Below are 22,339 nucleotides of genomic sequence, written 5' to 3' on the forward strand. Positions count from 1 at the left end.
ATCGACGGTCGGCGGGATGTGCCACCCTGGGACGGGATCGACATCACCGGAGGTGAGGGTCACGCTACGGCTGCGCGCGTTGGTCGCCGTCCCCGGCACCGGGCCGGTGACCCTGGACGTACCGGCGGGCCGGATGGCCGCCCTCGTGGCACCGCCCCGGATCGGCACCGCGGTCGCCCGCGTGCTGGTCGGCCTCGCCCCACCGCGGTCCGGCCGGATCCTGGTCGGCGAGCGGGACGTCACCGACCTGCCGCCCCCGCGCCGCCAGATGGGGTACGTGCCGGCCGGCGGGGCGCTGCTGCCCCAGCTGACCGTGCGGCGCAACATCGAGTACGGCCAGCGCAAGCGGGAGCGGGTCCGCGAGATGGCCGACGACTGGGCGGCGACCGTGGTGGAGCGGCTGGAGCTGACCCCCACCCTCGCGCTGCTGCCCCACCTGCTCTCCGACGCCCAACGGTTCCGGGTGGCCCTCGCGCGCGCCGCCGCCTGCCTGCCCGAGGTGCTCGTCGTCGACCTGCCGTCCGGGATGGCCGGTGGCGGGCGGCTCGCCGACCTCGTCCCCCGGCTCTCCCCGCCGGACGCCCCCGGCGTGGCCGTACTGGTCTGCACCGCCGACCCCGCGACGCTCGACGAGATCCCCGAGCAGGTCGACCTGCTCGGCGAGGCGGTGGGGCGGTGACCGCACCGGGGCGGCTGCGCCGCCGGACGCTGCTGCGCGCGGCCGCCGCCGGCGCCGCCGCGGCCACGGCCGGCTGCGCCGGCGGCGGGCGGGGCGTGCAGGTGGCGGTCGTCTGGAGCGGCGGGGAGCTGGCCCCGTTCCGCGCCGTGGTGGCCCGCTACGGCTCCCCGGTGCACGTGGTCAGCGCCGGCAACGACATCGACGCCTTCCTGCGGGCCCGGCAGCTCGCGGGCACCAGCCCGGACGTGGCCATCCTCCCCCGGCCCGGCCTCGTCACCGAGTACGCGCGGCGGGGCTGGCTCAGCCCGCTCACCCCGGCGCCCGGCCACGGCGTCCCCGACGGCCTCGCCGCCCTGCTCGACAGCGGCGGGCGGCGCTACGGCGTCTGGGTGAAGGCCGCGCACAAGTCGCTGTTCTGGCACCTGCCGTCGGCGCTGCCGCAGCCACCGGCCACCTGGGACGACCTGGTGGCGCTCACCCGCCGGCTCGCGGCGCGGGCCCGCCGCGACGGCGGCCCGGCCCCGCTCGCGATCGGCGCGGCCGACGGCTGGGTCCTCACCGACTGGTTCGAGAACGTGCTCGCCGACGTGGCGCCCGACGGCTACGACGCCCTCGCCGGCCCGGACGCCGACTGGGCGGGCCGGCCGGTCCGGGACACGCTGGACCGGCTCGCCGAGATCTGGAGCGTCGACGGCGCGTTCCCGGGCGGAGGGCGCCGCGCCCTGCTCACCCAGTACGAGGAGTCGATCATCCAGGTCGTGCACACCCGGCGGGCGGTGATGGCGTTCGAGGGCGACTTCGCCGACAGCGTGGTCCGCCGCTTCCGGCGCGGGCCGGAGGAGCCGGCGGCGTTCCGGTTTCCCGGCAGCCGGCCCGGTGACGGCCCGCTCGTCGTGGGCGGCGACGCCGCCGTGGCCTTCGCCGGCTCCCGCGCCGGTGTCGACTTCGTCCGCTGGCTCACCGGGGCGGACGCGTTCGCGCCCTGGCTGCGCGCGGGCGGCTACCTGTCGCCGGACACCGTCGTCCCGCTCGACCGGTACGCCGACCCGGTGCGCCGGCGGCTGGCGCGCGAGATGCGCACCGCCGGCACCCTGCGGTTCGACCTCTCCGACCGGCTGCCCGGGCCGTTCACCGGCTCCGACGGGGTCGGCATCTGGCGGATCATGCAGGACTTCTTCGCCGACGTGACCGGCGGCGTACGGGCCTCCGAGGCGGTCCGCCGGGCGACCCGCCAGCTGGCGGCGGCAGCACGCAACGCGGGTGGTGGTCGATGAGCCGGCTGCCCGTGCTCGGTGAACCGGTCGTGCTCGACGACGTCGGGCCGCCCCGCCGCGGGCGGGCCTACCCGGCGGCGGGGGCCACGTCGGCGCTGCTGCTGCCCGCCGCGCTGCTCCTCGGCGGCCTGGTGCTCTGGCCGGTGCTGCGCACCGTGCACGCCAGCGTCACCAGCGACGGGCGCTGGGTGGGCGCCGCGCACTTCCGGGCCGCGCTGGCCGCGCCCGGCACCGGCGCGGTGGTCGGCCGTACGCTGCTCTGGGCGCTGCTCGTCCCCGCCGTCGTGACCGGGCTGGGCTACCTGCTCGCCGCCGCGTCCCGCCGCTCCCAGGAGGGCGGGCTGGTCCGGCTGATCCTCGTGGTGCCGACCGCGCTGCCGCTGGTGGTCACCGGTGTCACGTTCCGCCTGATGTACGACCCGGATCCGTCCCGTGGACTGGCGACGCTGATCGCCGCACGGCTGACCGGGCGCACCGGGGACGCTGTTCCGCAGCTGCTCGGCCCGGGCCTGGTCACCGTGGCGCTGATGTCCGCCTTCGTCTGGGCGTGGGTGGGGCTCGCCGTGCTCGTCTTCCGCGCCGCCCTGGACCGGCTGCCGTCGAGCCTCGCCGACGCGGTCCGCGCCTACGGCGGCGGCCGCCGGCACGTGCTGTGGGACGCGCAGTGGCGGCCCCTGCTGCTGCGTACCGTCGCGGTGGTCTTCGCGCTGGTCGCCCTCGGCACCAGCCGGACCTTCGACCTCATCCTCGTGATGACGCCGGGCTCGGTGCGCGACGAGGCGTCCGTGCTGGCCCTGCGGGTGTGGCAGACGTCCGGGGGCACCACCACCGGGGAGGGCGCGGCACTCGGCGTGATCTGGCTCGTGGCGGTGGCCGCCGGCATGCTGGTGGCGGCGCTCTTCGTCCGGCAGGCGTGGCCACCGCCGCGGGCCGTCGACCCGCCCGAGGCGGATCCGGCGTCCGCGCCGCCCCGGCGGCCGTTGCGGCTGCTCGCGGCCGGCGCCGCGGTGGCCTGGCTCGTGCCGCTCGCCGTCCTCGTGGCGACGTCGCTGCACGGGCCCGTCGAGGCGGCGGCGCGGGGCTGGTGGTCCGCGCCGCCCAGCCTCGCCTCCTACCGGGAACTGGTCACCGGCGGGGAGCTGTGGCGGTCGCTCGCGTTCACCCTGCTGCTGGCCACCGGCGTGACCGCCACGGTGCTCGTGGTCGCGCTGCTCGCCGCGTACCCGCTGGCCTGGCTGACCGGGCCGGCCGCGCAGGTGACCGGGCTGCTGCTGATGACCGCGGTCGTCGTACCGGTGCAGGTGATCGCCGGGCCGGTCAACGAGGTGCTCGGGGTGGTGCTGTCCTCCGGCACCGCCCGCGGCCTGGCCCTCGTGCACGTGGCGCTGGGCGTGCCGTTCGCCGTGCTGGTGCTGCGCAACGCCTTCGCCGACCTGCCGGCGGACCGGGTGCGTGCCGCCCGCCTGACGGGACGCAACTGGTGGGGCACGCTGAACCGCCTGGCACGGCAGTGCCGGCCGGCGATCCTCGCCGTGTCGGTCCTGGAGTTCGTGCAGGTGTGGAACGACCTGGTCGTCGGGCTGCTGTTCAGCGGCCCCGACGCGGCACCGCTGGGCCTCTTCCTCGCCGGGCAGACGCGCGGCTTCGTGGCGGGCAGCGGCGTGCTCGCCGCCGGCTCCGTGATCGCGTCGGTGCTGCCGGTGGTGCTCGTCGTGCTGGCCCGGCGGCAACTGGTCGCCGGCCTCGTCTCCGGGGGCGTACGGTGAGCGCCCCGACCGGCCCCGGCGGCGGCCGGCCGTCCCGGTGGCCCGTGCTGGTCGCCGTCGGCACGCTCGTCAGCGGGGTCGTCGCCAACCTGGCCAGCAACCTGCTCTCCGAGCTGGCCGGCAGCGTCCTCGGGCCGGCCAGCATCGCCGTCGCCGTCAGTGGCGGGATCGGCTGGGTGATCTTCGAGGTGCGCCGTCGGCGGGCCGACCGGCAGGTCGGCGCCGAGCCGACGGACGTCGTGGCGGCGCCCGCCACCGGCGGCCCCACCCTGCCCTACCCGGCCGGCTTCACCGGACGGGCCGAGCACGTGGCGGCCGTCGTCGGCCTGCTGGCCCGCGAGCACGCCGTGGCCGTGCTGGGCCGGCGGGGTGTGGGCACGTCGGCGTGCGCCGTGCAGGCGGCCAACCTGTGCCGGGAGGACTTCCCCGACGGGCACTACTACCTCGACCTGCGCCGCGGCGGGCGTCCCGCCTCGGCACGCCAGGTGCTCACGGCGCTGGCCCGGATCCTCGGCACGCCGCCCCCGGTCTCCGGCCGCGCCGACGCGCTCGCCCGGGCCGCGGACGCGCTGCGCGGGCAGCTCGACGGCCGCAAGATCCTGCTCGTGCTGGACAACGTGGACCGGCCGGAGCAGGTCCGGCCACTGCTGCCGCCGACCGCGCGCACCTGCCGGCTGCTGCTGGCCGGCGGTCCCGCCCTCACCGGGCTCGACGGAGTGGTGGCGCACTGGATCGCCGAGCCGGGCCCGGCGGAGGCGGTCGAGCTGTTCGCCGCCGCCGGTCAGGCCGCGCCGGCCGCCCGGGCCCGCCGGGCGGATCCGCGCACGGACCCGGCCGTGCGGTCGATCGTGGACCTGTGCGGGCGGCAGCCCCGGACCGTCCGCGCGCTGGGCTACCGCACCGCGCAGCACGGCTGGCGGCACGCGGACGTGCTCGACGCCCTGCGCCGGGCCGTGGAGACGCCCCCGCACCAGCGCGTCGGCGTGTCGCCGGCGGCCCGCCTGGTGACCGAGCGGGACACCGCGTACCGGGCGCTGTCGGCCGAGGCGCGGCGGCTCTACCGGCTCATGTCGCTCACCCCGGCGCCGGTGGACCGGCCGGCCATCGCCGCGCTGGCCGGCCGCCGCCCCGATCAGGTGGCGACGCTCCTCGACGAGCTGGCCGCCGCCGCGTTCGTGGTCGGCGCGCCCGGCGACCGGTACGAGATCCGCCCGCTGCTCGCCGACTACGCCCGGCTGCACCTGCGTGACGCGGAACCGGTGCGCCGCCGGGTGGCGGCACAGGCCCGGCTGACCCGCCACCTGGCCCGGCGGGCCGAACGGCACGTGACCAACCTCGCCGCGCTCGGGTCGCCGCCGGACCGGGAGTGGTCGCTGCCGCTGGACGACGACCCGTACGGCTGGTTCGACCTGCACCAGGAGCTGCTGCTCGCGGTGGTGCGGGTGCCGGCCGGCGCGGCCGAGACGCTGCCGCGCCGCGTACGCCGGTGGTGGTTCCGGCTCGCCGTGGCGCTCTGCGGCTGGCTCGCGCACGCCGAGCGGCTGGACGAGTGGGAGCAGGTGTGCCGCACCGTGCTGGCCACGCCGACGGCCGACGACCGGCCGGAGATCGCCGGCTGGGCGCACAACGAGCTGGGTGTGCTGCGCCGGCGCCGCCACGATCCGCAGGGCGCCGCCGCCGCGCTGACCCTGGCGGTCGCCGAACGCGGGCGGCGCGGCACCGCCCAGGCCCGGATGAACCTCGGCCTGGCCCTGCTCGACCTGGGCCAGCTCGACGACGCCGTGGAGCACCTGGAGGTGTCCCGGCGGCACCGTTCGGGCGCGGACCGGGCCGGGCACGCGCTCACCGACCTGGGGCTGGGTGCGGCCCGGCTGGCCCGGGGCGAACTGGAGGCAGCGCACCACCACCTGGTCCGGGCCGCCAACACGTTCCGCGCCCTCGGGGACGCCCGCGGGTACGCGGCGGCGCTCACGAACCTGGTGCTGGTCCACGCGGGTCTCGGCGAGCACTTGGACGCGGCGCAGGCGTGGCGGGCGGCGCTGCGCGAGTACGAGTCGGTGAACGACCCGACCAGCCGGGCGGCGGCGCTGCTCAACGCCGGCGCCACGATGCTGGCCAGCCGCTCCGCGGTGCGGGATGGGAGCCCCGGGGCGCGACCGGGCGCCGGGCGGGCGCGGCAGGCGTACGAGCTGCTCGCCGAGAGCCGGCGGCTGCGCGAGGGCGGGCGGCCCACCGCCGGGCTGGGCCGTACGCTGCTCTACCTCGGTGACGCGGCGGACGCCCTCGGCGACCCGGACGAGGCGCGCCGGCACTGGGTCGACGCGGCGGCCGTCTGCGAGGCGGTCGGCGACACCGCCGGCCAGTCGGCGGCCGACGCCCGCCTGAACGCTCCCGTGCACGAGACCTGACCCGCCGGCCACGCCGGCGCGGGGACTGCCGGACCCGCCCGGGCATCGACCGGCCCGGCGCGAACTAGGATCGGCTGATCTGTCACGTCGGCCCCGGCCCGGGCCCGGCGGGGTGGCGGGAGACGAGATGCGCGACGCACGGCGGCGGTTCGGTGGGCTGGCGGCCGACAGTCACGGGGTCGACGACCACCGGCCGCCGGTGGTCCTGGTGCACGGCCTGACGTACGACCGGAGCCAGTGGGGGCCGACCCTGCGCGAGCTGGCCGCCCTCGACCCGGGCCGGCGGGCGCTCGCCCTCGACCTGCCCGGGCACGGCGGGTCCCCGGCGTTCGACTCCTACCGCACCGACGACGTCGCCGACGTCCTCCACGGCGCGGTGACCGACGCCGGGCTCGACCGGCCGGTGATGGTCGGGCACTCGATCGGCGGCGCCATCGTGTCGGCGTACGCCGCCCGCCACCCCACCCGCGGCGTGGTGAACGTGGACCAGCGTCTGCTGCTGGGTCCGTTCGGTGACCTGGTGCGGCGCAACGAGCCGGTGCTGCGCGGCCCGGACCACCTCGCGCTCTGGGAGACGCTGCTGGCCGGGATGGGCGTCGACCAGCTCGACTCTGCCGCCCAGGAGCTGGTCCGCACCGCCACCACCGTCCGGCAGGACCTGCTCCTCGGGTACTGGGACGAGATCCTCACAGCGACGGACGAGGCGTTCACCGCGCAGTGGGTGCGGAGGCTGGAACGGATCCGCGCGTCCGGCGTCCCGTACCACTACGTCGCCGGAAAGGAGCCCTCCGCGGCGTACCGGGAATGGTTGGAGTCGATGCTGCCCGGGGTGAGCGTCCACGTCCTGCCCGGCGGTGGTCACTTCCCCCACCTCGCCGAGCCGGCCGCGCTCGCCCGGATCATCGCCGGCGTCGGCCGCTGACCTCCCCGCTCCCCCCGGCCGACCGGGTCGCGCCCGGGTGACGGCGTCACCCGGGCGCGACCGTCGGTCAGCAGGTGGCGGTGAGGCCCGCCCAGTTGGCCCGGTCGTTGTAGCCGCCGTCGCCCGCGTCACCGACCACCAGGTCGAGCACCCGGACGCCGTTCAGGTCGACGTCGACGTCGCGGACGGCGTCGCGGGTCACGACGCCGCTGTCGTACAGCACCCGGCCGTCGCCCACGACCCGGAAGGTCGCGGTGCCGCCCTCCGGCCCGACGTTGCGGACGGCGTCGTCGATGCCCACGACAGCGGTGAGCCGGTCGCACCGGTCGCCGACGTAGTAGCGGACAGTGGACGGGGACGCGACGCCGATGCCGGTGGCGTACACCTGGCCGAGCATGCTGATCGGCGACCCGCCGCCGACGCTGCGGTCGACGGTCGGGCTCATCCACCCGCTCGTCGCGCTGATCCAGGTGTGGTGCGACAGGACGACCTCACCGTCGGGCGGCGGCGGGGCGACCACGAGCGTCGAGGCCGTACGCTGCCGCAGCCGCCCGTGGCCGAGCACGTCGTACGAGGTGGTGGCGGTCAGCGTCGCGGCGCCGGGAGCGGCGGCGGCCGGCAGGGTCACCGTGAACGCGACGGTGGTCCGGTCGCCGGGGGCCAGCAGCTTCGGCGCGTGGCGCGTCGGGCGCACCGCCCAGCCGTCCGGCGCGGCCAGGTCGACGCGCGGGTCGAACACGGGCCGCACGCCGTCGTTGCGGACGGTCACCTCGACGGTCGCCTCGTCACCGCCGGCGAGCACGGGAGCGCTGCCCTCGGGCAGCGGGTCGCCGTCGACCGTCGTCACCTGCGGGAGACCGGCGGTCAGGTGCGGGACGCCCGGGGCGCCGTGCGCCCGGCCGACCCGGAACAGCGCCGCGCCGTGCGCGGGCACGGCCGCGCTGATGGTGCCGGCGCTCTCGGTGACCGCGTCGGTCCAGGCGTTGCGCAGGGTGAACCGGTCTCCGGACAGGCCGACGGCGGACGCCGTCGTCGTGAGGATCCGCGGGGTGTCGCCGCGGTTGAGCAGCACGACGGCGCGGTCGCCGTTGGCGAGGCGCTTCACCCAGGTCTCCGTGGTGCCGGCGGGGCCCACGCGGACGGCCTGGACGACGGCCGGGTCCTGGTTGATGGCGAGCACGTCCGGGTCGGTGAGGATGCCGACCGAGGTGGCGCTGAGGGTGCGCACGTCACTGCCGATGACCAGCGGCGCGGCCGCCACCGACCAGAGCGTCATCTGCGTGCGGAACTCCTCGTCGGTCATGCCGAGCTGCGGGGCGAGGTAGTCCGGGTCGTTGTAGCGGCCGGGCCCGGCGACCTCGGGGTGCCGCGCGTTCGCGTCGTAGTTGCGCAGCACGTCGGTGAACTTGATGTCACCGACGAAGCCCACGTCGGTGTAGGTCCGCCAGGACTGCGCGATCTCCGGGGCGTACGTCCAGGAGTAGGTGGACTGCTGCTCCTCCGGGTAGTCGCCCCAGTCCGGTGAGGTGACCGGGTTGCACAGGTTGAAGATCATCGGACGGCCGCTGGCGTTGTTCCGCAGCGCCCGTGCGAACTCCGTGTAGGCGGTCTTCGGGTCCAGGTCGGCGGCGATCCCGCAGAGGAAGTCCACCTTGACCGCGTCGAACTCCCAGGCGGCGAACTGGTCGGCGTCGCGCTGGTAGTAGCCGCCGCCGCTGCCGAGGCCGCACCGGCCGGGGATGTACGGCCCCACGTCGGTGTAGATGCCCGCCCGCAGGCCCTTGGCGTGGATGTAGTCGACCAGGGGCTTCAGCCCGTTGGGGAAGCGGGTCCGGTCGGCCCGCAGGTCACCGGCGGGCGTCCGGGGTTCCGGGTCCTGCCAGCCGCCGTCGAGCCAGACGATGTCGTAGCCGGCCCGGGCCAGGCCGCGGGAGACGAGGGCGTCGGCGACCTCGCGTACGGATTGTTCGGTGAAGTTGCCGCCGAGGCCGAAGTAGGTGTTCCAGCCCTGGTACGGCGTGGGGCTCAACACCTGCTCGGTCGCCGTCCGGGCGGGGGCGCCGGTCGCCGGCGCGGCGTGCGCGGGTGGGGGTGCGACCAGCAGGCCGGCCGTGAGGGCCAGCAGGGCGGTGAGCGCGTGTCGTTTCACATCGGATTCCTTCGCTGCCGGGGGTGGCGGGCGCGACGGCGGGCCGCCGGCTCCGGTCGCGCGCCCCTGATCCGTGTCGCCACGGATCCTCCATCCGGTTACGAGGACGTGTCAATATTATTTCGTAAATTACGAGTACTGGGGATCCATCCGGGACCGTCCACCCGCACCCGCGCCGCGGTCGTCCCGCTCGACGGGCGAAGCTTTCGTCCGAACGTCCGTGCTGATCATCGATGTCGTGTGCGACGGTCGAGGTTCGTCCGGCACGGGGGCGACGGCGGCCGGACGTGGCAGCGAGAGAGGGCACATCGTGGTGTCTCGGAGAGTCCGACGGGTGCTGGCCTCGGCGCTGGCGGCGACCCTGACGGGATCGCTGGCGCTGGCCAGCCCGGTCCAGGCCCATCCCAACAACAACTCGGCCCGGAAGCTCACGAAGGCGGTCACCCTCAAGGGGATCCTCCGCCACCTCGACGCGTTCCAGGCCATCGCCGACGCCAACGGCGGCAACCGTGCCTCCGGCCTGCCGGGGTACGACGCGAGCGCGGACTACGTGGCACGCACGCTCGCGAAGGCCGGCTACACGGTCACCCGGCAGCCCTTCGAGTTCAACTTCTTCGAGGAGTTCGGGTCCACGTTCACCCGCGTGGCACCCCCGCCGGCGACGAGCTACACCGACGGCACCGACTACGACCTCATGGACTTCTCGGGAGCGGGGGACGTCACGGGTCTCGTCGTACCGGTCGACCTCGCCCTCACCCCGCCCCGGGCGTCCACGTCGGGCTGCGAGGCGAGCGACTTCACGCCGGCGGTGACCGGCCGGATCGCGCTGTTGCAGCGCGGCGGCTGCCCGTTCGGGCAGAAGGTGGTCAACGCCGAGGCCGCCGGCGCGATCGGGGCGATCCTCATGAACCAGGGCGACGGCGACCCGGTGACCAACGTCGACCGCTACGCGCTGTTCGCCGGCACGCTCGGCGAGCCGGTGGGCATCCCGGCCGTGTCGGTCTCCTATTACCTCGGCGAGCAGTTCGCCGCCACGCCGGACCTCACCGTGCGGATCACCGCGCAGACGACCTCCGAGGTCCGCGAGACGGAGAACGTCATCGCGGAGAGCCGCACCGGCCGGCGCGACAACGTGGTGATGGCCGGGGCGCACCTCGACTCCGAGCCCGACACGGCGGGCATCAACGACAACGGCACCGGGAGCGCCGCGCTCCTCGAGGTCGCGTTGCAGATGGCCAAGGTCAAGCCGAACAACCGGCTCCGGTTCGCGTGGTGGGGCGCCGAGGAGGCCAACCTCGTCGGGTCCACCGTCTACGTCGACAGCCTCAGCGAGGAGCAGGTCGACGACATCGCGCTGTACCTCAACTTCGACATGATCGGCTCGCCCAACTACGTCTTCGGCGTCTACGACGGCGACGACTCCGCGCAGACCGGCGCCGGCCCCGGCCCGGCCGGCTCGGCCCAGATCGAGGACGTCTTCGAGTCCTTCTTCGCCAGCCGCGGGCTGCCGACCAACCCGGCCGACTTCACCGGCCGCTCCGACTACGGTCCGTTCATCGCCGTCGGCATCCCCGCCGGCGGGCTCTTCACCGGCGCCGAGGTGCTCAAGACCGACGAGGACGTGGCCCGCTACGGCGGCGTGGCGGGCGCCCAGTACGACCCGTGCTACCACGAGCCGTGCGACAGCCTGGACCCGGTCGCCGACGGCGGCGACGCGAGCCTGTACGCGCAACTCGACGCCGAGTACGACCTGTACGGCAACGTCAACACGTACGCGCTCGACGTCAACGCGGACGCCATCGCCACCGCGATGATCACGTTCGCGTACGACACCTCGGCCGTGAACGGCGTGCCGCGCGGCCCCGGCAGGTCGCACGGCGCCGGCCGCAGCCACGACGCCCACGGCGACGCCCTGCGCTGAACCGGCGGCGCCCTGCGCTGAACCGGCGGCGACGGGCCCGGGCCGGCACGACGCCGGTCCGGGCCCCTCGTCCCGGCCCGTCCGCCGCCGTCCCGTCTCCTCCGTTCCGACTCCACCGCCCGGCGGCCGGCCGTACCTTCGGCACAGAGGAGGGGGCCATGCCGCAGCAGATGACCACGACGGCCGCCGGCATCCGTCCGCACGCCGTGGCGGGCGCGCCGCTCATGTCCGACGCCCGGGAGAACGGCATGACCGGCGACGGCACGACCAACGACCAGCCGGCGCTCGCGGCGCTCGTGGACCGCCTCGGCGACGCGTACGACGCCGACGGGCGGGCCCGGGTCATCTACTGCCCTCCCGGCGTCTACCTGATCCGGGACGCCGGCACGGTGTGGCGCAGCGGGGTGTCGCTGATGGGCGCGGGGCCGGGCGCCACCCGGTTCCTCCTCAGCAACGAGGGCAACCGGGCCGAACCGGTGCCGCTCGCGTTCTACACGGCGCAACTGCACGGCGCGAGCCCGGACCGGCACCTGGCCTACTGCACGTTCGCCGACTTCGAGATCGACGGATCGGGCGTGTCGACGGCCGCCTACAGCCCCCTCGCCAAGGGCCTCGGCCTGCAGTACGTGATCGGCGGCCTCTTCCGCAACCTGTACATCCACCACACGGCCGCCACCGGGTTCGGCTGCGACTTCCTCCAGGACACGCTGATCGACGCCGTACGGGTCGTCGGGTGCGGCCGGCTGGACAGCGGGCTCGAGATGGGCGGCGCCGGCATCGGCATCGGCGTCGGCGGGTGGGGCAGCGTGGAACGGCTGACGATCACCAACTGCAGCGCCGTGGGCAACGCGACCAACGGCATCTTCCTGGAGATGCAGAACGCGGCGAGCCCGCAGCCGCGCGGCATCCGGATCATCGGGTGCCACGCGCAGGGCAACCGGTTCGGCATCTCCGACTGGGGCGCCGACGGGCTCATCGTCACCGGCTGCACGATGACCGGGAACCTCGAGGCCGGTTTCCAGGTCTCCGCCAAGGGCACCACCGGCATCCCCGGCAAGGGCGGGCTGCTCACCGACTGCGTCATCGACGGCAACCTGCGCGACGGCGTCAGCATCGGCAACACGTGCGGCCCGTACACGGTGCGCGGAAACCGCATCAGCGGCAACGGCCGCTACGGCTACCACCACCAGGACCTCGGCGACGGTGACCAGACCACCGCCGAGGAGATCGTCATCGAGAGCAACGACATCTGGGGCAACAGCCTCGACGGGCTCCGCTTCGACCGACCGCTGCGCGACAGCGTCGTCATCAACAACCGCGTCCGCAACAACGGCCGCCAGTGCGCGCCGGCGACCAGCGGCGGAGGCGGGTCGGTCCGTTACAGCGACACGACCGTCATCGACCGGGAGGCGTCCTGGCCGAAGGACGGGCACCGGGGCAAGGTGCTGCGCGTCGGCGACCGGTACGCCGTGGTGGCCGCCAACGACGAGAACACCCTGACGCTCGCGCCCGTGCGCCCCGGCGTCCGGACCGGCTGGAGCGCCGACACCCCGCTGCCCGGAACCCCGTACGAGCTGCCGGACCCGCCGGCCAACCGGGCCGGCGTCACGCTCAACGCCACCGTCGACTCCCTCACGATCCGCGGCAACCTGATCCGCGACAACGGCCCCGGCACGCAGACCCACGGCCTGTGGATCACCGAGCGGGGAAGCTGCCTCAACTGCCGGGTCGTCGAGAACGACCTGGACGGCAACGCCGTCCCCATCCAGGCGGACAGCCCGGCGGTGGGCGGTCACTGGGCGGGCAACCACGGGGAGCCCTGAGCGCACTCCGCGAGGTGTGCGCCGTCCGGCCCCGGGACGCCGACGCCGCCACGCCCCGTTCGTAGCCTCCCCGCCCGCGCCGGGCTCCCTCGCCGGGCCGGCGCGCGCGTCACCGTCGGGCAAGCGCCGGCCGCGTCACCGTCGGGCCGGCGCGGGCCCCGTCACCGGCGGGCCGCGCCCGCCCTCACGGGGTCGTGTCGACGCCGGCGGAATCCTGGCCGGATGCCGCGCCGGTCCGCCGCTTCCGGGCGGCGTAGGCGCGCCGCATCTTCACGTAGTTGCCGCACCCGGCCATCGAGCACCAGCGCCGGGCCTGGTTGCGGGACGCGTCGTAGTAGGCCCAGCGGCAGGTGTCGCGGTCGCACACCTTGAGCCTCGTCCACGTCTGCTCCTCGGCGCAGCGCCGCACCGCGTCGAGGATCTGGGCCAGCGCCGATCCGAGGGCGCCACCGCCGGCCGCCGCCAGCCGTGGGCCCCCGTCGGCGAACGTCATCCGTACGGGCACCGCGGCCAGGGCCCGGTCGAGGTCCGCGAGGGCTGCCGGGTCGGCACGGTGGCCGGCGTGGCCGAGCAGCACGGACCGGAGCCCCTCCCGGACGGTGATGGCCAACGCGAGGTCCGCGGGACGCAGCCGCGCGTCGGCCGGGACGAGCCCCCGGTCGGCGAACCAGTCGCGCAGCCGCTCGGGCGCGGTCAGGGCCTCCTCGTCCACCTGCGGCTCGTACGTGTTCACGAAGTCCCGCACCAGCCGGACGGCCGGTGGGACCCGCGCCTCCTCGTCGTGCACCGCCGCCTCCTCGATCTCGACACCACCGTAACGCCTTGACAGGTGTAACAGCCTCTGCGAGCGTCGTGGCTACACCAGCGAAACCGTTTCGCCGGTGTAGAGGGCGCGGTGACCGGCGCGGCGTGCGGACGAGCGGGAGGAGGCGCGATGGGGGTCACCCTCAAGGACGTGGCCCGGCTCGCCGGGGTCTCGGCCAAGACGGTGTCCAATGTCGTGAACGGGTGCCCGGGCGTCAGTGACGCGCTGCGCCGGCGGGTCCGCGACGCCATCGGCCAGCTCGGCTACCGCCCCCACCTGGCCGCCCGGCACCTGCGTACCGGCCGCACCGGCCTGCTCGCCCTCGTCGTCGACACCCCGCACCTGGACGAGGTGGCGCGCGCGATCCTCCGCGCCGCCGCGCAGCGGGGCCACCGGGTCGTCGTCGCGCCGCGCGGGCCCGCTCGCGGCGTCACGGCGGCATGGCGCGACGTCCCGGCCGACGGGATCCTGCTGGGCACGAACGCCCCACCGCGTGACGTGCTCGACGCCGAGGTCACCGCCGGCACGCCGCTCGTGCTGCTCGGGGAGGGCCGCGACGACCGCTGCGACCGGGTCGGCGTCGACATGGTCCGGGCGGCCCGGGACGCCACCGCGCACCTGCTGGCCCTCGGGCGCCGCCGGATCGCCGCCATCGGCGCCGACCCCGGGCCGTCCCGGTCCCGCACCGCCGGCTACCGGCAGGCCCTCCGGCGGGCCGGGATCGACGCTCCGGCCGCCTACGTCCGCGCCACGGCTCGGCCGGAACGGACGGACGGCTACCACGCCGCCCGGTCGCTCCTCGCCCACGACCCGCCCCCCGACGCGATCTTCTGCTACAGCGACCCGCTCGCGGTCGGCGCGATACGCGCCGCCACCGACGCCGGACTACGGGTGCCGGACGACGTGGCCGTCATCGGGTTCGGCGGCACCGAGGAGGGGCGGTACGTCCGGCCGTCGCTGAGCACCGTCGTCCCGGACGCGGAGGTCATCGCCCGGGCCGCCGTCACCCGGATCGTCGCCCGCATCGCCTGCCCGGACCTCCCGCCGGCCGAGATCGTCGCCCCACACACGGTGCTGCCACGCGAGAGCGCGCCGGCGCCACCGGGCGGAAGCAGGCCGGCGTCGCCGCGCGAGAGCGCGCCGGAGCTGCCGGGCGGAAGCGTCCGGGCGTGTCCGCGCGGGAGCGTGCCGCACCGCGAGACGGCGCCGCACACCCCGCGGGCGGGCGACGGCGGGGCGGCGGCCGGCGGTCCGCGCGTCCCGGCGTGACCCCGTCGGCACCCGTCACCGGCCGCGCAGCCGTCGCCACGCGGCGGCGACCGCCGCCACGCCCTCCTCGATGTCGGTGACGGAGTTGGCGGCGTAGCCGAGGACCAGCCCCGGCGGGTGTTCCCGCTGGCAGTGCCACGACAGGGGGTGCACCTTCACCCCACGGTCCAGGGCCGCGGCCGCCAGGTCGGTGTCGGCCACCGGGCCGTCCAGGGTGAGCATCAGGTGCAGGCCGGCCGCCGCGCCGTGCACCGTCGCGCCCGGCAGGTGCCGGGCGACCGCGTCGACCATCGCGTCACGGCGGCGTACGTGGCGGCGGCGCAGCAGCCGCAACTGCCGTTCCAGGGCGCCGGTGGTCATCAGCTCGGCGAGCACCAGTTGCGGCAGCACCGAGGTGCCGAGGTCGGCGTTGCGCTTCGCGGCCACCACGGCGTCCCGGTAGCGGGGCGGTACGAGCAGCCACCCGACCCGCAGCGCGGGGGCGAGCAGCTTCGACACGCTGCCGGCGTAGCAGACGTGCTCCGGGAGCAGGCCACGCAGCGCCGGTACGGGCGGCCGGTCGTAGCGGTGTTCGGCGTCGTAGTCGTCCTCCACGATCAGCCCGCCGTCGCGGGCCCACCGGACGAGCCGGCGTCGGCGGTCGCCGTCGAGCACCACGCCGGTCGGGAACTGGTGTGCGGGCGTGAGCATGACGGCGCGGGCGCCGGTGGCGGCCAGGTCGTCCACCCGCAGCCCGGCCGCGTCCACGGCGACCGGCGGGGTGGCCATGCCCCAGTTGTTCAGGTGCTGGCGTACGCCGAGCGACCCCGGCTCCTCCACGGCGATCCGGTCGATGCCGCTGGCGCGCAGCGCCTGGGCGAGCAGGCCGAGGGCCTGGGACACCCCGGCGGTGACGACCACCTCGGCCGGGTCGGCGGCGATGCCCCGGTTGCGGGCCAGCCAGGCGGCCACCGCGGCGCGCAGCGCCGGCGCGCCGCACGGGTCGCCGTACCCGAAGTCGGCCGCCGCGAGCCGCCGCAGCACGGCCCGCTCGGCGCGCAGCCAGTCCGCGCGGGGGAACGCCGCCAGGTCGGGCACGCCGGGGGTCAGGTCGATCCGCGCGGGCAGGGTGCGTACGGCGTCGAAGACGTCGCTGCCCGGCGCGGACGGGAAGAGCGCGGCCGGTGCGGGCGGGGCGACCGTGACGGCCGGGCGGGCCGGCGGCGGGGCGGCGACCACCACCGTGCCGGCGCGGCCCCGACCGGCGATGCGCCCCTCCTCCGCGAGCCGCTGGTACGCCTCGGTGACCACGCCCCGGGAGACGCCGAGGTCGGCGGCGAGAACCCGGGTGGGAGGCAGCCGACCGCCGACGGGGACCCGCCCGTCGCCGATCGCCTCGCGCAGGCGGTCGGCGAGCCAGGCGGCCCGCCCGCCCGGCGACGCCTCGGCGATGTCGAGGTGCAGGAAGTCCGATCCCGCGGCGCGGGGCGTCGCCGTCGTGCCGCCCGGTCGGCGAAGGCCGTCGCGGGGGGCGACGACTGCACCGCCGGCGGCCCCGCTTTTGGACCTGTCGCGCGAGTGCGTTTTGGCCCTGCTCATCGGACCATCCTGCCAGCAGAGTGGTGCGGGGGGCGACACGTGCCGCCACCGCACCGGAGAGGATCGTCGTGAGCATCGCATTCCTGGTCACCACGCTCGTCGTGGTCGTCACCCCGGGCACCGGGGTGATCTACACGCTGTCGGCCGGGCTGTCCCGGGGAGCCCGGGCCGGCCTCATCGCCGCGGTCGGGTGCACGCTGGGCACGGTGCCGCACCTGCTCGCGGCGGTCACCGGGCTGGCCGCCCTGCTGTCGGCCAGCGCCACGGCGTTCCACGCGGTGAAGTACGCGGGGGTGGCGTACCTGCTCTACGTCGCCTGGTCGACGATCCGGGACCGCACCGCGTTCACCCCGACGGCCGACCCGACGCCCCGCTCGGCGCTGCGGGTGATCGTCACCGCGGTGCTCGTGAACCTGCTCAACCCCAAGCCGACGCTGTTCTTCGTGGCGTTCCTGCCGCAGTTCGTCGATCCGGCGGGCGCCGGTGCCACCCGCGGGATGCTCGGGGCCGGTCTGGTGTTCATGCTGCTCACCCTGGTGGTGTTCAGCGGCTACGGGGTGGCCGCCGCCGCGGTGCGGGACCGGGTGCTCGCCCGCCCGCGGGTCACCACCTGGCTGCGCCGTACCGTCGCCGGCACGTTCGTGGCGCTCGGCGTCTCGCTCGTCCTCACCGACCGATAGGAGCATCCTGTGCGCTTCCAGCACTCCGCAGCGGTCCGGGCGGCCTTCCCGGACCTCGTGGCCGGCGTCGTGGTCGCCGCCGGCATCACCACGGACCTCGCCGTGGCGTCGCGGGTCGAGGCGTTCACCGACCGCGCCCGCGCCCGTCTGGCGACCGGTCCGGAGGCGGGCTTCCCGGAGATCCAGGCGTGGCGGCGGGCCTTCGCCGCGACGGGCCTGAAGCCGACGCAGTACCGGTGCGCCGCGGAGGCGTTGCTGCGACGGCTGCGGCTCGACGGCGAGTTGCCCCGGGTGCATCCGCTCGTGGACCTCTGCAACGCGATCTCGGTGGCGTACGCCGTCCCGGTCGCCGTGCTGGACACCGACCGGATCAGCGGGGACCTCACGGTGCGGCACGCCCGCGGCGACGAGGAGTACGTGACCTTCGCCGGCGGCGTCGAACACCCGGAGCCCGGCGAGGTGACGTTCGCCGACGCGGCGGGGCGCGCCCACGCGCGGCGCTGGACCAACCGGCAGAGCGGCTGGTCGGCGGTACGGGCGCAGACGTCGCGGGTGCTGATCGTGGCCGAGGGGCTGCACGCGACGGCCGGTGCGGACGTCGCCCGGCTCGTCGACACGCTACGGACGGAACTGGCCGCGATCGGGGCGACGCCGGGCGCGCACGCGGTGCTGACCGGCGCCGCGCCGGCGTTCGACGTCCCGGAGGAGGCGCCGGCGGGCCGGCCGGACCCGGAGGCCGGCCGGCCCGATTCCGGTCAGGCGGTCTCGCCCGGCGCGAGGTGGCGGTAGCCGGGGACGGTCTCGGCGAACCAGCCGGTGACGCTGGCCAGTCCGCGCTCGTTGACCTGCGCGTCGTGGATGGTGTACGCGCGGGGCGCGCCCACGGCCCGGGCGAACTCGATGGCCTCGCTCAGCCGCATCCACGACCCGTGGCCCGGGATCAGCAGTGTCCCCACGGGCTCGTCCGGCACGTGCAGCGAGTCACCCGGGTGGTAGACGTCGTCAGCGACCAGGTAGCCGAGGTTGACGCAGTCCGGCTGCCCGTCGTGGATGACCGCGTGCCGCCCGCCGACCGCGGCCACCGGGAGACCGGCGGCGGTGAACCGCTGGCCGGCGCGTACCGGGATCACCGCCGCCGACCCCAGCTCGGGCAGGTGGGCGCCCTCCGGGGCGTACACCGGCACGCCGAGGCCGGCCAGGCGGAGCGCGTCGACGTGGTCGCTGTGCTCGTGGGTGACCAGGACGGCGTCCGCGCCGGCCAGGGCCGCCGGCTCGCTCCACGTTCCCGGGTCGATGACGAGCACCCCACCGTCGTGCTCGATGCGGACGCAGGAGTGGGTGAACTTCGTGATCTTCACCGGGTGACCCTAGCGCGCCGCCGCCCGGGTCGGTCGCGCCCCGCGTGCCGTCGGTCGTGCCCCGCGTGGCCGCCCGCGGTCAGTCGTGCCCGGCGTGGCCGCCGGCCGGCGGGCGGCCGGGTCGCTGGCCGGGCTCGACCACCACGAACTGGCCCATCATCCCGGCGTCCTCGTGCCACAGCAGGTGGCAGTGGAACATGTACGGCATGTCCGGGTCGCTGTGGTCGGTGAACTGCATGATGAGGCGCACCGGCCGGTGTGGAGGGAGGAAGATGGTGTCCTTCCATCCGGACAGCTCCGGGGGCGGCGCGCCACCGTCGACCGACAGCACCTGGAACTGCACGTCGTGGACGTGGAAGTTGTGCGGTGTGCCGTCGCGGTTGACCACCTCCCAGATCTCGGTGCTGCCCCGGGTCACCGCGGCGTCGATCCGTCCCATGTCCATCGACCGGTCGTTGATCGTCCGGCCGCTCAGCACGAACGACCGGGTGGTCGCCGCCGCGGCGGGATCGAGCCGGTCCGGTGGCACCAGCGCGTCGGGCACCGGCGGCGCGTCGGCCAGCGTGGACGCGGCACGCAGTTGCAGCACGTCGAAGCGGTCCACGCCGCCGGCGAAGCGCCGGCTCAGGGCGTCCGCGCCGAGGTCGGGCGGGAAGCTGCGCAGTGTGGTCCGCTCCCCCGGGCGCACGTCCACCACGATCTCGGCCCGCTCGCCGGGCGAGAGGCGTACGCGGTGCAGCCGGGCGGTCCGGTCGAGCAGACCGCCGTCGGTGGCGATCAGCGCGAAGGCGCGGTCGTCGGCGAAGCCGAAGTCGTACGTCCGGGCCGTCGACCCGTTCAGCAGCCGCAGTCGTACCCGCTCGGTGCGCACGTCGAGGTAGGGCGCGACGGTGCCGTTGACGAGCAGGGTGTCGCCGAGCACGCCGATGCTGGAGATCATGTTGCGGGTCTTGCGGAACTGGCCGCTGCGGGAGAACGACCGGTCCTGCACGATCACCGGGATGTCGTCCACGCCGTAGCGGCGGGGCAGGGGCAGCGCCGCCTCCCGGTCGTCGTCGAGGATGAACATGCCGGCGAGCCCCCGGTAGACGTGCTCCTCGGTACGGCCGTGGGGGTGCGGGTGGTACCAGAGGGTGGCCGCCGGCTGGTCCACCCGCCACGTCGGCGACCAGGTGGCTCCGGGGCGGACCAACTGGTGCGGGCCGCCGTCCATCCGGGCCGGCAGGTGCATCCCGTGCCAGTGCACGTTGGTCTCCTCGGTGAGCCGGTTGACGACGTTGACGACCACCTCCTCGCCCCGCTTCGCCCGCAGCGTCGGGCCGAGGAAGTCGCCGTTGAAGCCCGCGGTGCGGGTCAGCCGGCCGTCGCCCCGGAAGTCGCGTCGGCCGTCACGGGCGAGCAGGTCGAACACGCGGCGGCCCCGCTCGTCGGTCCGGGACGTCGCCAGCGGCGGCACGGCCAGCGGCCGTACGAAGTCGACCTTTCCGACCGTGTCGGTGCCGCCGCGGGCGACGACCCAGCCGGCCACCGCGACGCCGCCGCAACAGACGACCAGCACGACCGCGAGGACGCCGAGCAGGATGCGGCGCGCGGAACGTCGCCGGACGGGCATGACGGTCACCTCCAGAAGATTGGCTACCTGTAGCCTCTCTTCTTATTGGGCGGCGGGCCACCTCCCGCGCGGGGTTTCCGGGACCGCTCCGGGATCCCCCGGAGCCACGTCCGGGACGCCCGGTCGTCTCGGAGTGGTGGACGGCCGGTCAGGCGGCGGGCCGTACCGGATGATCGGGGAATGGAGCAGCCAGCGGAGCGGGGGCACCGGTGCGTGCCGCACACCGCCGACGTGCGCATCGAGGCGTGGGCGCCGACCCGGGAGGACTGCGTGGCGGAAGCCGTCACGGCGCTCGTCGAGACCTTCACCGACACCGCCGGCGCCCGGCCGGGCGCCGAGCGCGAGTTCGCGGCGCCGGCCGGGGACGACGCGGACCTGCTGGTGAGCGTCCTCGACGAGGTGATCTTCCGGATGGACACGGCCGACGAGCTGCCACTGACCACCGAGGTGACCGACGACGGCAGCGGCGGGCTGCGGGTGCGCTGGCGCGTGACCGGCACCGCGGACGTCGAGCTGGTCGGCGCGGTGCCGAAGGCCGTGTCCCTGCACGAGCTGCGCTTCGGGCCGGACACCGGTGGCTGGTCGTGCGCCGTGACCCTGGACGTCTGACCCGGCGGGTACACCGCGTCCGCCGGGCGGGGATCGGCCCGCGCGGGCCGCCGTCAGCCCTTGACCACCCCGATCGGCACGAGCCGGGCCACCTTCCGGCACAACCCGGCGCCCTCGGCGGACTCCACCACGGCCGTCACGTCCTTGTACGCCGCCGGCATCTCCTCGGCCAGCCCTCGCCGGGAGACACCGCGTACGGCGATGTCCTGCGCCTCCAGCTGCCGCCGCGGGTCGGCGCCCTTCTCGGCCCTGACCGCCTGCTTCCGGCTCTGGACGCGGCCGGCGCCGTGGCAGGTGGACGCGAACGCCGGCGAGCCGGGCACGCCGGTGAGGACGTACGAGCCGGTGCCCATCGAGCCGGGGATGAGCACGGGCTGGCCCACGTCGCGCAGGTCGGCGGGCAGGTCCTCGTGGCCCGGCGGCAGCGCCCGGGTCGCGCCCTTGCGGTGCACGCAGAGGCGGCGCCGGACGCCGTCCACGTCGTGCTCCTCGATCTTGGCGAGGTTGTGCGAGATGTCGTAGACCAGATCCAGCTCGCGCCCGGTCTCCCGCGCGAAGACCTTCCGGGCGGCGTCGGTGAGCAACTGCCGGTTGGCGCGGGCGTAGTTCGCCGCCGCCGCCATCGCCCCCAGGTAGGCCCGGCCCTCGTGCGACGACACCGGCGCGCACGCGAGCTGCCGGTCCGGCACGTGGATGCCGTAGCGCGACATCACCTTCTCCATGCCCCGCACGTAGTCGGTGCAGATCTGGTGACCCAGCCCGCGCGACCCGCAGTGGATCATCACGCAGACCTGGCCGGGGTGGAGTCCGAACGCCGCCGCCACGGCGTCGTCGTACACCTCCTCGACGGCCTGCACCTCGAGGAAGTGGTTGCCGGAGCCGAGACTGCCCACCTGGCGGGCGCCCCGCTCCACCGCGCGGTCGCTGACCGCGTGCGGGTCCGCGTCGTCGACGGCCCCGTAGTCCTCGCAGCGCTCCAGGTCCCGCTCGACGCCGAAGCCGCGCTCCACGGCGTAGCGGGAGCCGCCGCGCAGCACCCCGTCGAGTTCCGCCCGGTCCGTGAGGTGCCAGACGGCGCCCTTGCCCATCCCCCGCGGGGTCGACGCGGCGAGCCCGTCCATGACGCCCTCCATCCGGGGCGCCAGCTCGGCGCGGTCGAGGTCGGCGGCGAGCAGGCGTACGCCGCAGGAGATGTCGAAGCCGACACCGCCCGGCGAGACGACCCCGTCGCGCGCGACGTCGGTCGCGGCCACCCCGCCGATGGGGAACCCGTAGCCCCAGTGCACGTCCGGCATCGCGTACGAGGCGTCGACGATCCCGGGCAGGGTCGCCACGTTCGCCACCTGGTCGAGGGACTTGTCCGCGCCCGCGTCGGGCAGCAGCGACCGGGTCGCGAAGACGACGCCCGGCACCCGCATCGGGTCCTGCTGGTCGATCCGGAACCGGTACGGCGACTCCTCCACCAGCTGCATGCCGCTCGGCTACC

17 protein-coding genes are annotated in these 22,339 nt (G+C 75.7%); 11 read left to right on the forward strand and 6 right to left on the reverse strand.

All coding sequences use genetic code 11. The features are described 5' to 3' along the window. Positions 1-52 precede the first annotated feature (52 nt). The 5 genes from OG994_RS08965 to OG994_RS08985 all read left to right on the forward strand — a co-directional run bounded on the left by OG994_RS08965 (position 53) and on the right by OG994_RS08985 (position 7,049). Positions 53-679, forward strand: a complete 627-nt coding sequence (locus tag OG994_RS08965; protein WP_328852801.1) for an ATP-binding cassette domain-containing protein — start codon at positions 53-55, stop codon at positions 677-679. Continuing rightward, on the forward strand, positions 676-1,953 hold the full coding sequence (locus tag OG994_RS08970; RefSeq protein WP_328852802.1) for an extracellular solute-binding protein: 1,278 nt from the start codon (positions 676-678) through the stop codon (positions 1,951-1,953). The genes OG994_RS08965 and OG994_RS08970 overlap by 4 nt, the downstream gene beginning before the upstream one ends. Beyond that, a complete protein-coding gene (locus tag OG994_RS08975) occupies positions 1,950-3,719 on the forward strand; it encodes an ABC transporter permease subunit (RefSeq protein ID WP_328852803.1) in 1,770 nt (589 codons plus the stop codon). The genes OG994_RS08970 and OG994_RS08975 overlap by 4 nt, the downstream gene beginning before the upstream one ends. After that, complete coding sequence (locus OG994_RS08980; RefSeq protein WP_328852804.1) at positions 3,716-6,127, forward strand: tetratricopeptide repeat protein; 2,412 nt, start codon at positions 3,716-3,718, stop codon at positions 6,125-6,127. The genes OG994_RS08975 and OG994_RS08980 overlap by 4 nt, the downstream gene beginning before the upstream one ends. 127 nt (positions 6,128-6,254) lie before the next feature. Continuing rightward, positions 6,255-7,049 (forward strand): alpha/beta fold hydrolase, encoded by a 795-nt coding sequence (locus OG994_RS08985; protein WP_328852805.1) that lies wholly within the window; start codon positions 6,255-6,257, stop codon positions 7,047-7,049. Between the two features lie 67 nt (positions 7,050-7,116). Here OG994_RS08985 and OG994_RS08990 read toward each other — a convergent pair whose 3' ends face one another. Next, complete coding sequence (locus tag OG994_RS08990; protein WP_328852806.1) at positions 7,117-9,198, reverse strand: NPCBM/NEW2 domain-containing protein; 2,082 nt, start codon at positions 9,196-9,198, stop codon at positions 7,117-7,119. Positions 9,199-9,532: 334 nt separating this feature from the next. Between OG994_RS08990 and OG994_RS08995 the strand changes: the two genes are divergently transcribed. Continuing rightward, entirely contained in the window at positions 9,533-11,119 is a 1,587-nt protein-coding gene (locus OG994_RS08995; protein WP_328852807.1) for a M28 family peptidase, read from the forward strand. 158 nt (positions 11,120-11,277) lie between these two features. After that, on the forward strand, positions 11,278-12,942 hold the full coding sequence (locus OG994_RS09000) for a right-handed parallel beta-helix repeat-containing protein (protein ID WP_120331301.1): 1,665 nt from the start codon (positions 11,278-11,280) through the stop codon (positions 12,940-12,942). A gap of 184 nt (positions 12,943-13,126) precedes the next feature. On the opposite strand, the gene OG994_RS09005 is transcribed toward OG994_RS09000, so the two are convergent. After that, positions 13,127-13,729, reverse strand: coding sequence for a CGNR zinc finger domain-containing protein (locus OG994_RS09005; RefSeq protein ID WP_328852808.1), 603 nt, complete (start codon positions 13,727-13,729; stop codon positions 13,127-13,129). 147 nt (positions 13,730-13,876) lie between these two features. Between OG994_RS09005 and OG994_RS09010 the strand changes: the two genes are divergently transcribed. After that, positions 13,877-15,016, forward strand: coding sequence for a LacI family DNA-binding transcriptional regulator (locus tag OG994_RS09010; protein WP_328852809.1), 1,140 nt, complete (start codon positions 13,877-13,879; stop codon positions 15,014-15,016). A gap of 15 nt (positions 15,017-15,031) precedes the next feature. Here the strand turns inward: OG994_RS09010 and pdxR are convergent, their stop codons facing one another. Then, positions 15,032-16,594, reverse strand: coding sequence for a MocR-like pyridoxine biosynthesis transcription factor PdxR (pdxR, locus tag OG994_RS09015; RefSeq protein ID WP_328852810.1), 1,563 nt, complete (start codon positions 16,592-16,594; stop codon positions 15,032-15,034). A 68-nt stretch (positions 16,595-16,662) separates the two neighbouring features. Between pdxR and OG994_RS09020 the strand changes: the two genes are divergently transcribed. Then, the gene (locus tag OG994_RS09020; protein ID WP_328852811.1) at positions 16,663-17,274 is read left to right on the forward strand and encodes a LysE family translocator; all 612 of its coding nucleotides are present in this window, start codon (positions 16,663-16,665) and stop codon (positions 17,272-17,274) included. Between the two features lie 9 nt (positions 17,275-17,283). Then, positions 17,284-18,063: a B3/B4 domain-containing protein gene (locus OG994_RS09025; RefSeq protein ID WP_328852812.1), complete on the forward strand. Its 780-nt coding sequence runs from the start codon at positions 17,284-17,286 to the stop codon at positions 18,061-18,063. On the opposite strand, the gene OG994_RS09030 is transcribed toward OG994_RS09025, so the two are convergent. Together OG994_RS09030 and OG994_RS09035 are read right to left on the reverse strand one after the other, a co-directional pair. Then, complete coding sequence (locus OG994_RS09030) at positions 18,030-18,632, reverse strand: MBL fold metallo-hydrolase (RefSeq protein WP_328852813.1); 603 nt, start codon at positions 18,630-18,632, stop codon at positions 18,030-18,032. The genes OG994_RS09025 and OG994_RS09030 overlap by 34 nt on opposite strands. A 79-nt stretch (positions 18,633-18,711) precedes the next feature. Then, entirely contained in the window at positions 18,712-20,244 is a 1,533-nt protein-coding gene (locus OG994_RS09035; RefSeq protein ID WP_328852814.1) for a multicopper oxidase family protein, read from the reverse strand. A 180-nt stretch (positions 20,245-20,424) separates the two neighbouring features. Between OG994_RS09035 and OG994_RS09040 the strand changes: the two genes are divergently transcribed. Then, positions 20,425-20,853: an archease gene (locus OG994_RS09040; RefSeq protein ID WP_120331294.1), complete on the forward strand. Its 429-nt coding sequence runs from the start codon at positions 20,425-20,427 to the stop codon at positions 20,851-20,853. A gap of 53 nt (positions 20,854-20,906) precedes the next feature. Here OG994_RS09040 and OG994_RS09045 read toward each other — a convergent pair whose 3' ends face one another. Then, positions 20,907-22,325: an RtcB family protein gene (locus tag OG994_RS09045; RefSeq protein WP_328852815.1), complete on the reverse strand. Its 1,419-nt coding sequence runs from the start codon at positions 22,323-22,325 to the stop codon at positions 20,907-20,909. Between the last annotated feature and the right edge of the window lie 14 nt (positions 22,326-22,339).

This window comes from Micromonospora globbae (assembly GCF_036184225.1).
GTDB lineage: Bacteria > Actinomycetota > Actinomycetes > Mycobacteriales > Micromonosporaceae > Micromonospora > Micromonospora globbae.

Excerpts from the sequence above, each read along its gene's own strand:
- OG994_RS08975 (WP_328852803.1), top strand. The coding sequence starts at position 1,950 with ATGAGCCGGCTGCCCGTGCTCGGTGAACCGGTCGTGCTCGACGACGTC.
- OG994_RS08985 (WP_328852805.1), top strand. The coding sequence starts at position 6,255 with ATGCGCGACGCACGGCGGCGGTTCGGTGGGCTGGCGGCCGACAGTCAC.
- OG994_RS09000 (WP_120331301.1), top strand. The coding sequence starts at position 11,278 with ATGCCGCAGCAGATGACCACGACGGCCGCCGGCATCCGTCCGCACGCC.
- OG994_RS09010 (WP_328852809.1), top strand. The coding sequence starts at position 13,877 with ATGGGGGTCACCCTCAAGGACGTGGCCCGGCTCGCCGGGGTCTCGGCC.
- pdxR (WP_328852810.1), bottom strand. The coding sequence starts at position 16,594 with ATGAGCAGGGCCAAAACGCACTCGCGCGACAGGTCCAAAAGCGGGGCC.
- OG994_RS09035 (WP_328852814.1), bottom strand. The coding sequence starts at position 20,244 with ATGCCCGTCCGGCGACGTTCCGCGCGCCGCATCCTGCTCGGCGTCCTC.
- OG994_RS09040 (WP_120331294.1), top strand. The coding sequence starts at position 20,425 with ATGGAGCAGCCAGCGGAGCGGGGGCACCGGTGCGTGCCGCACACCGCC.
- OG994_RS09045 (WP_328852815.1), bottom strand. The coding sequence starts at position 22,325 with ATGCAGCTGGTGGAGGAGTCGCCGTACCGGTTCCGGATCGACCAGCAG.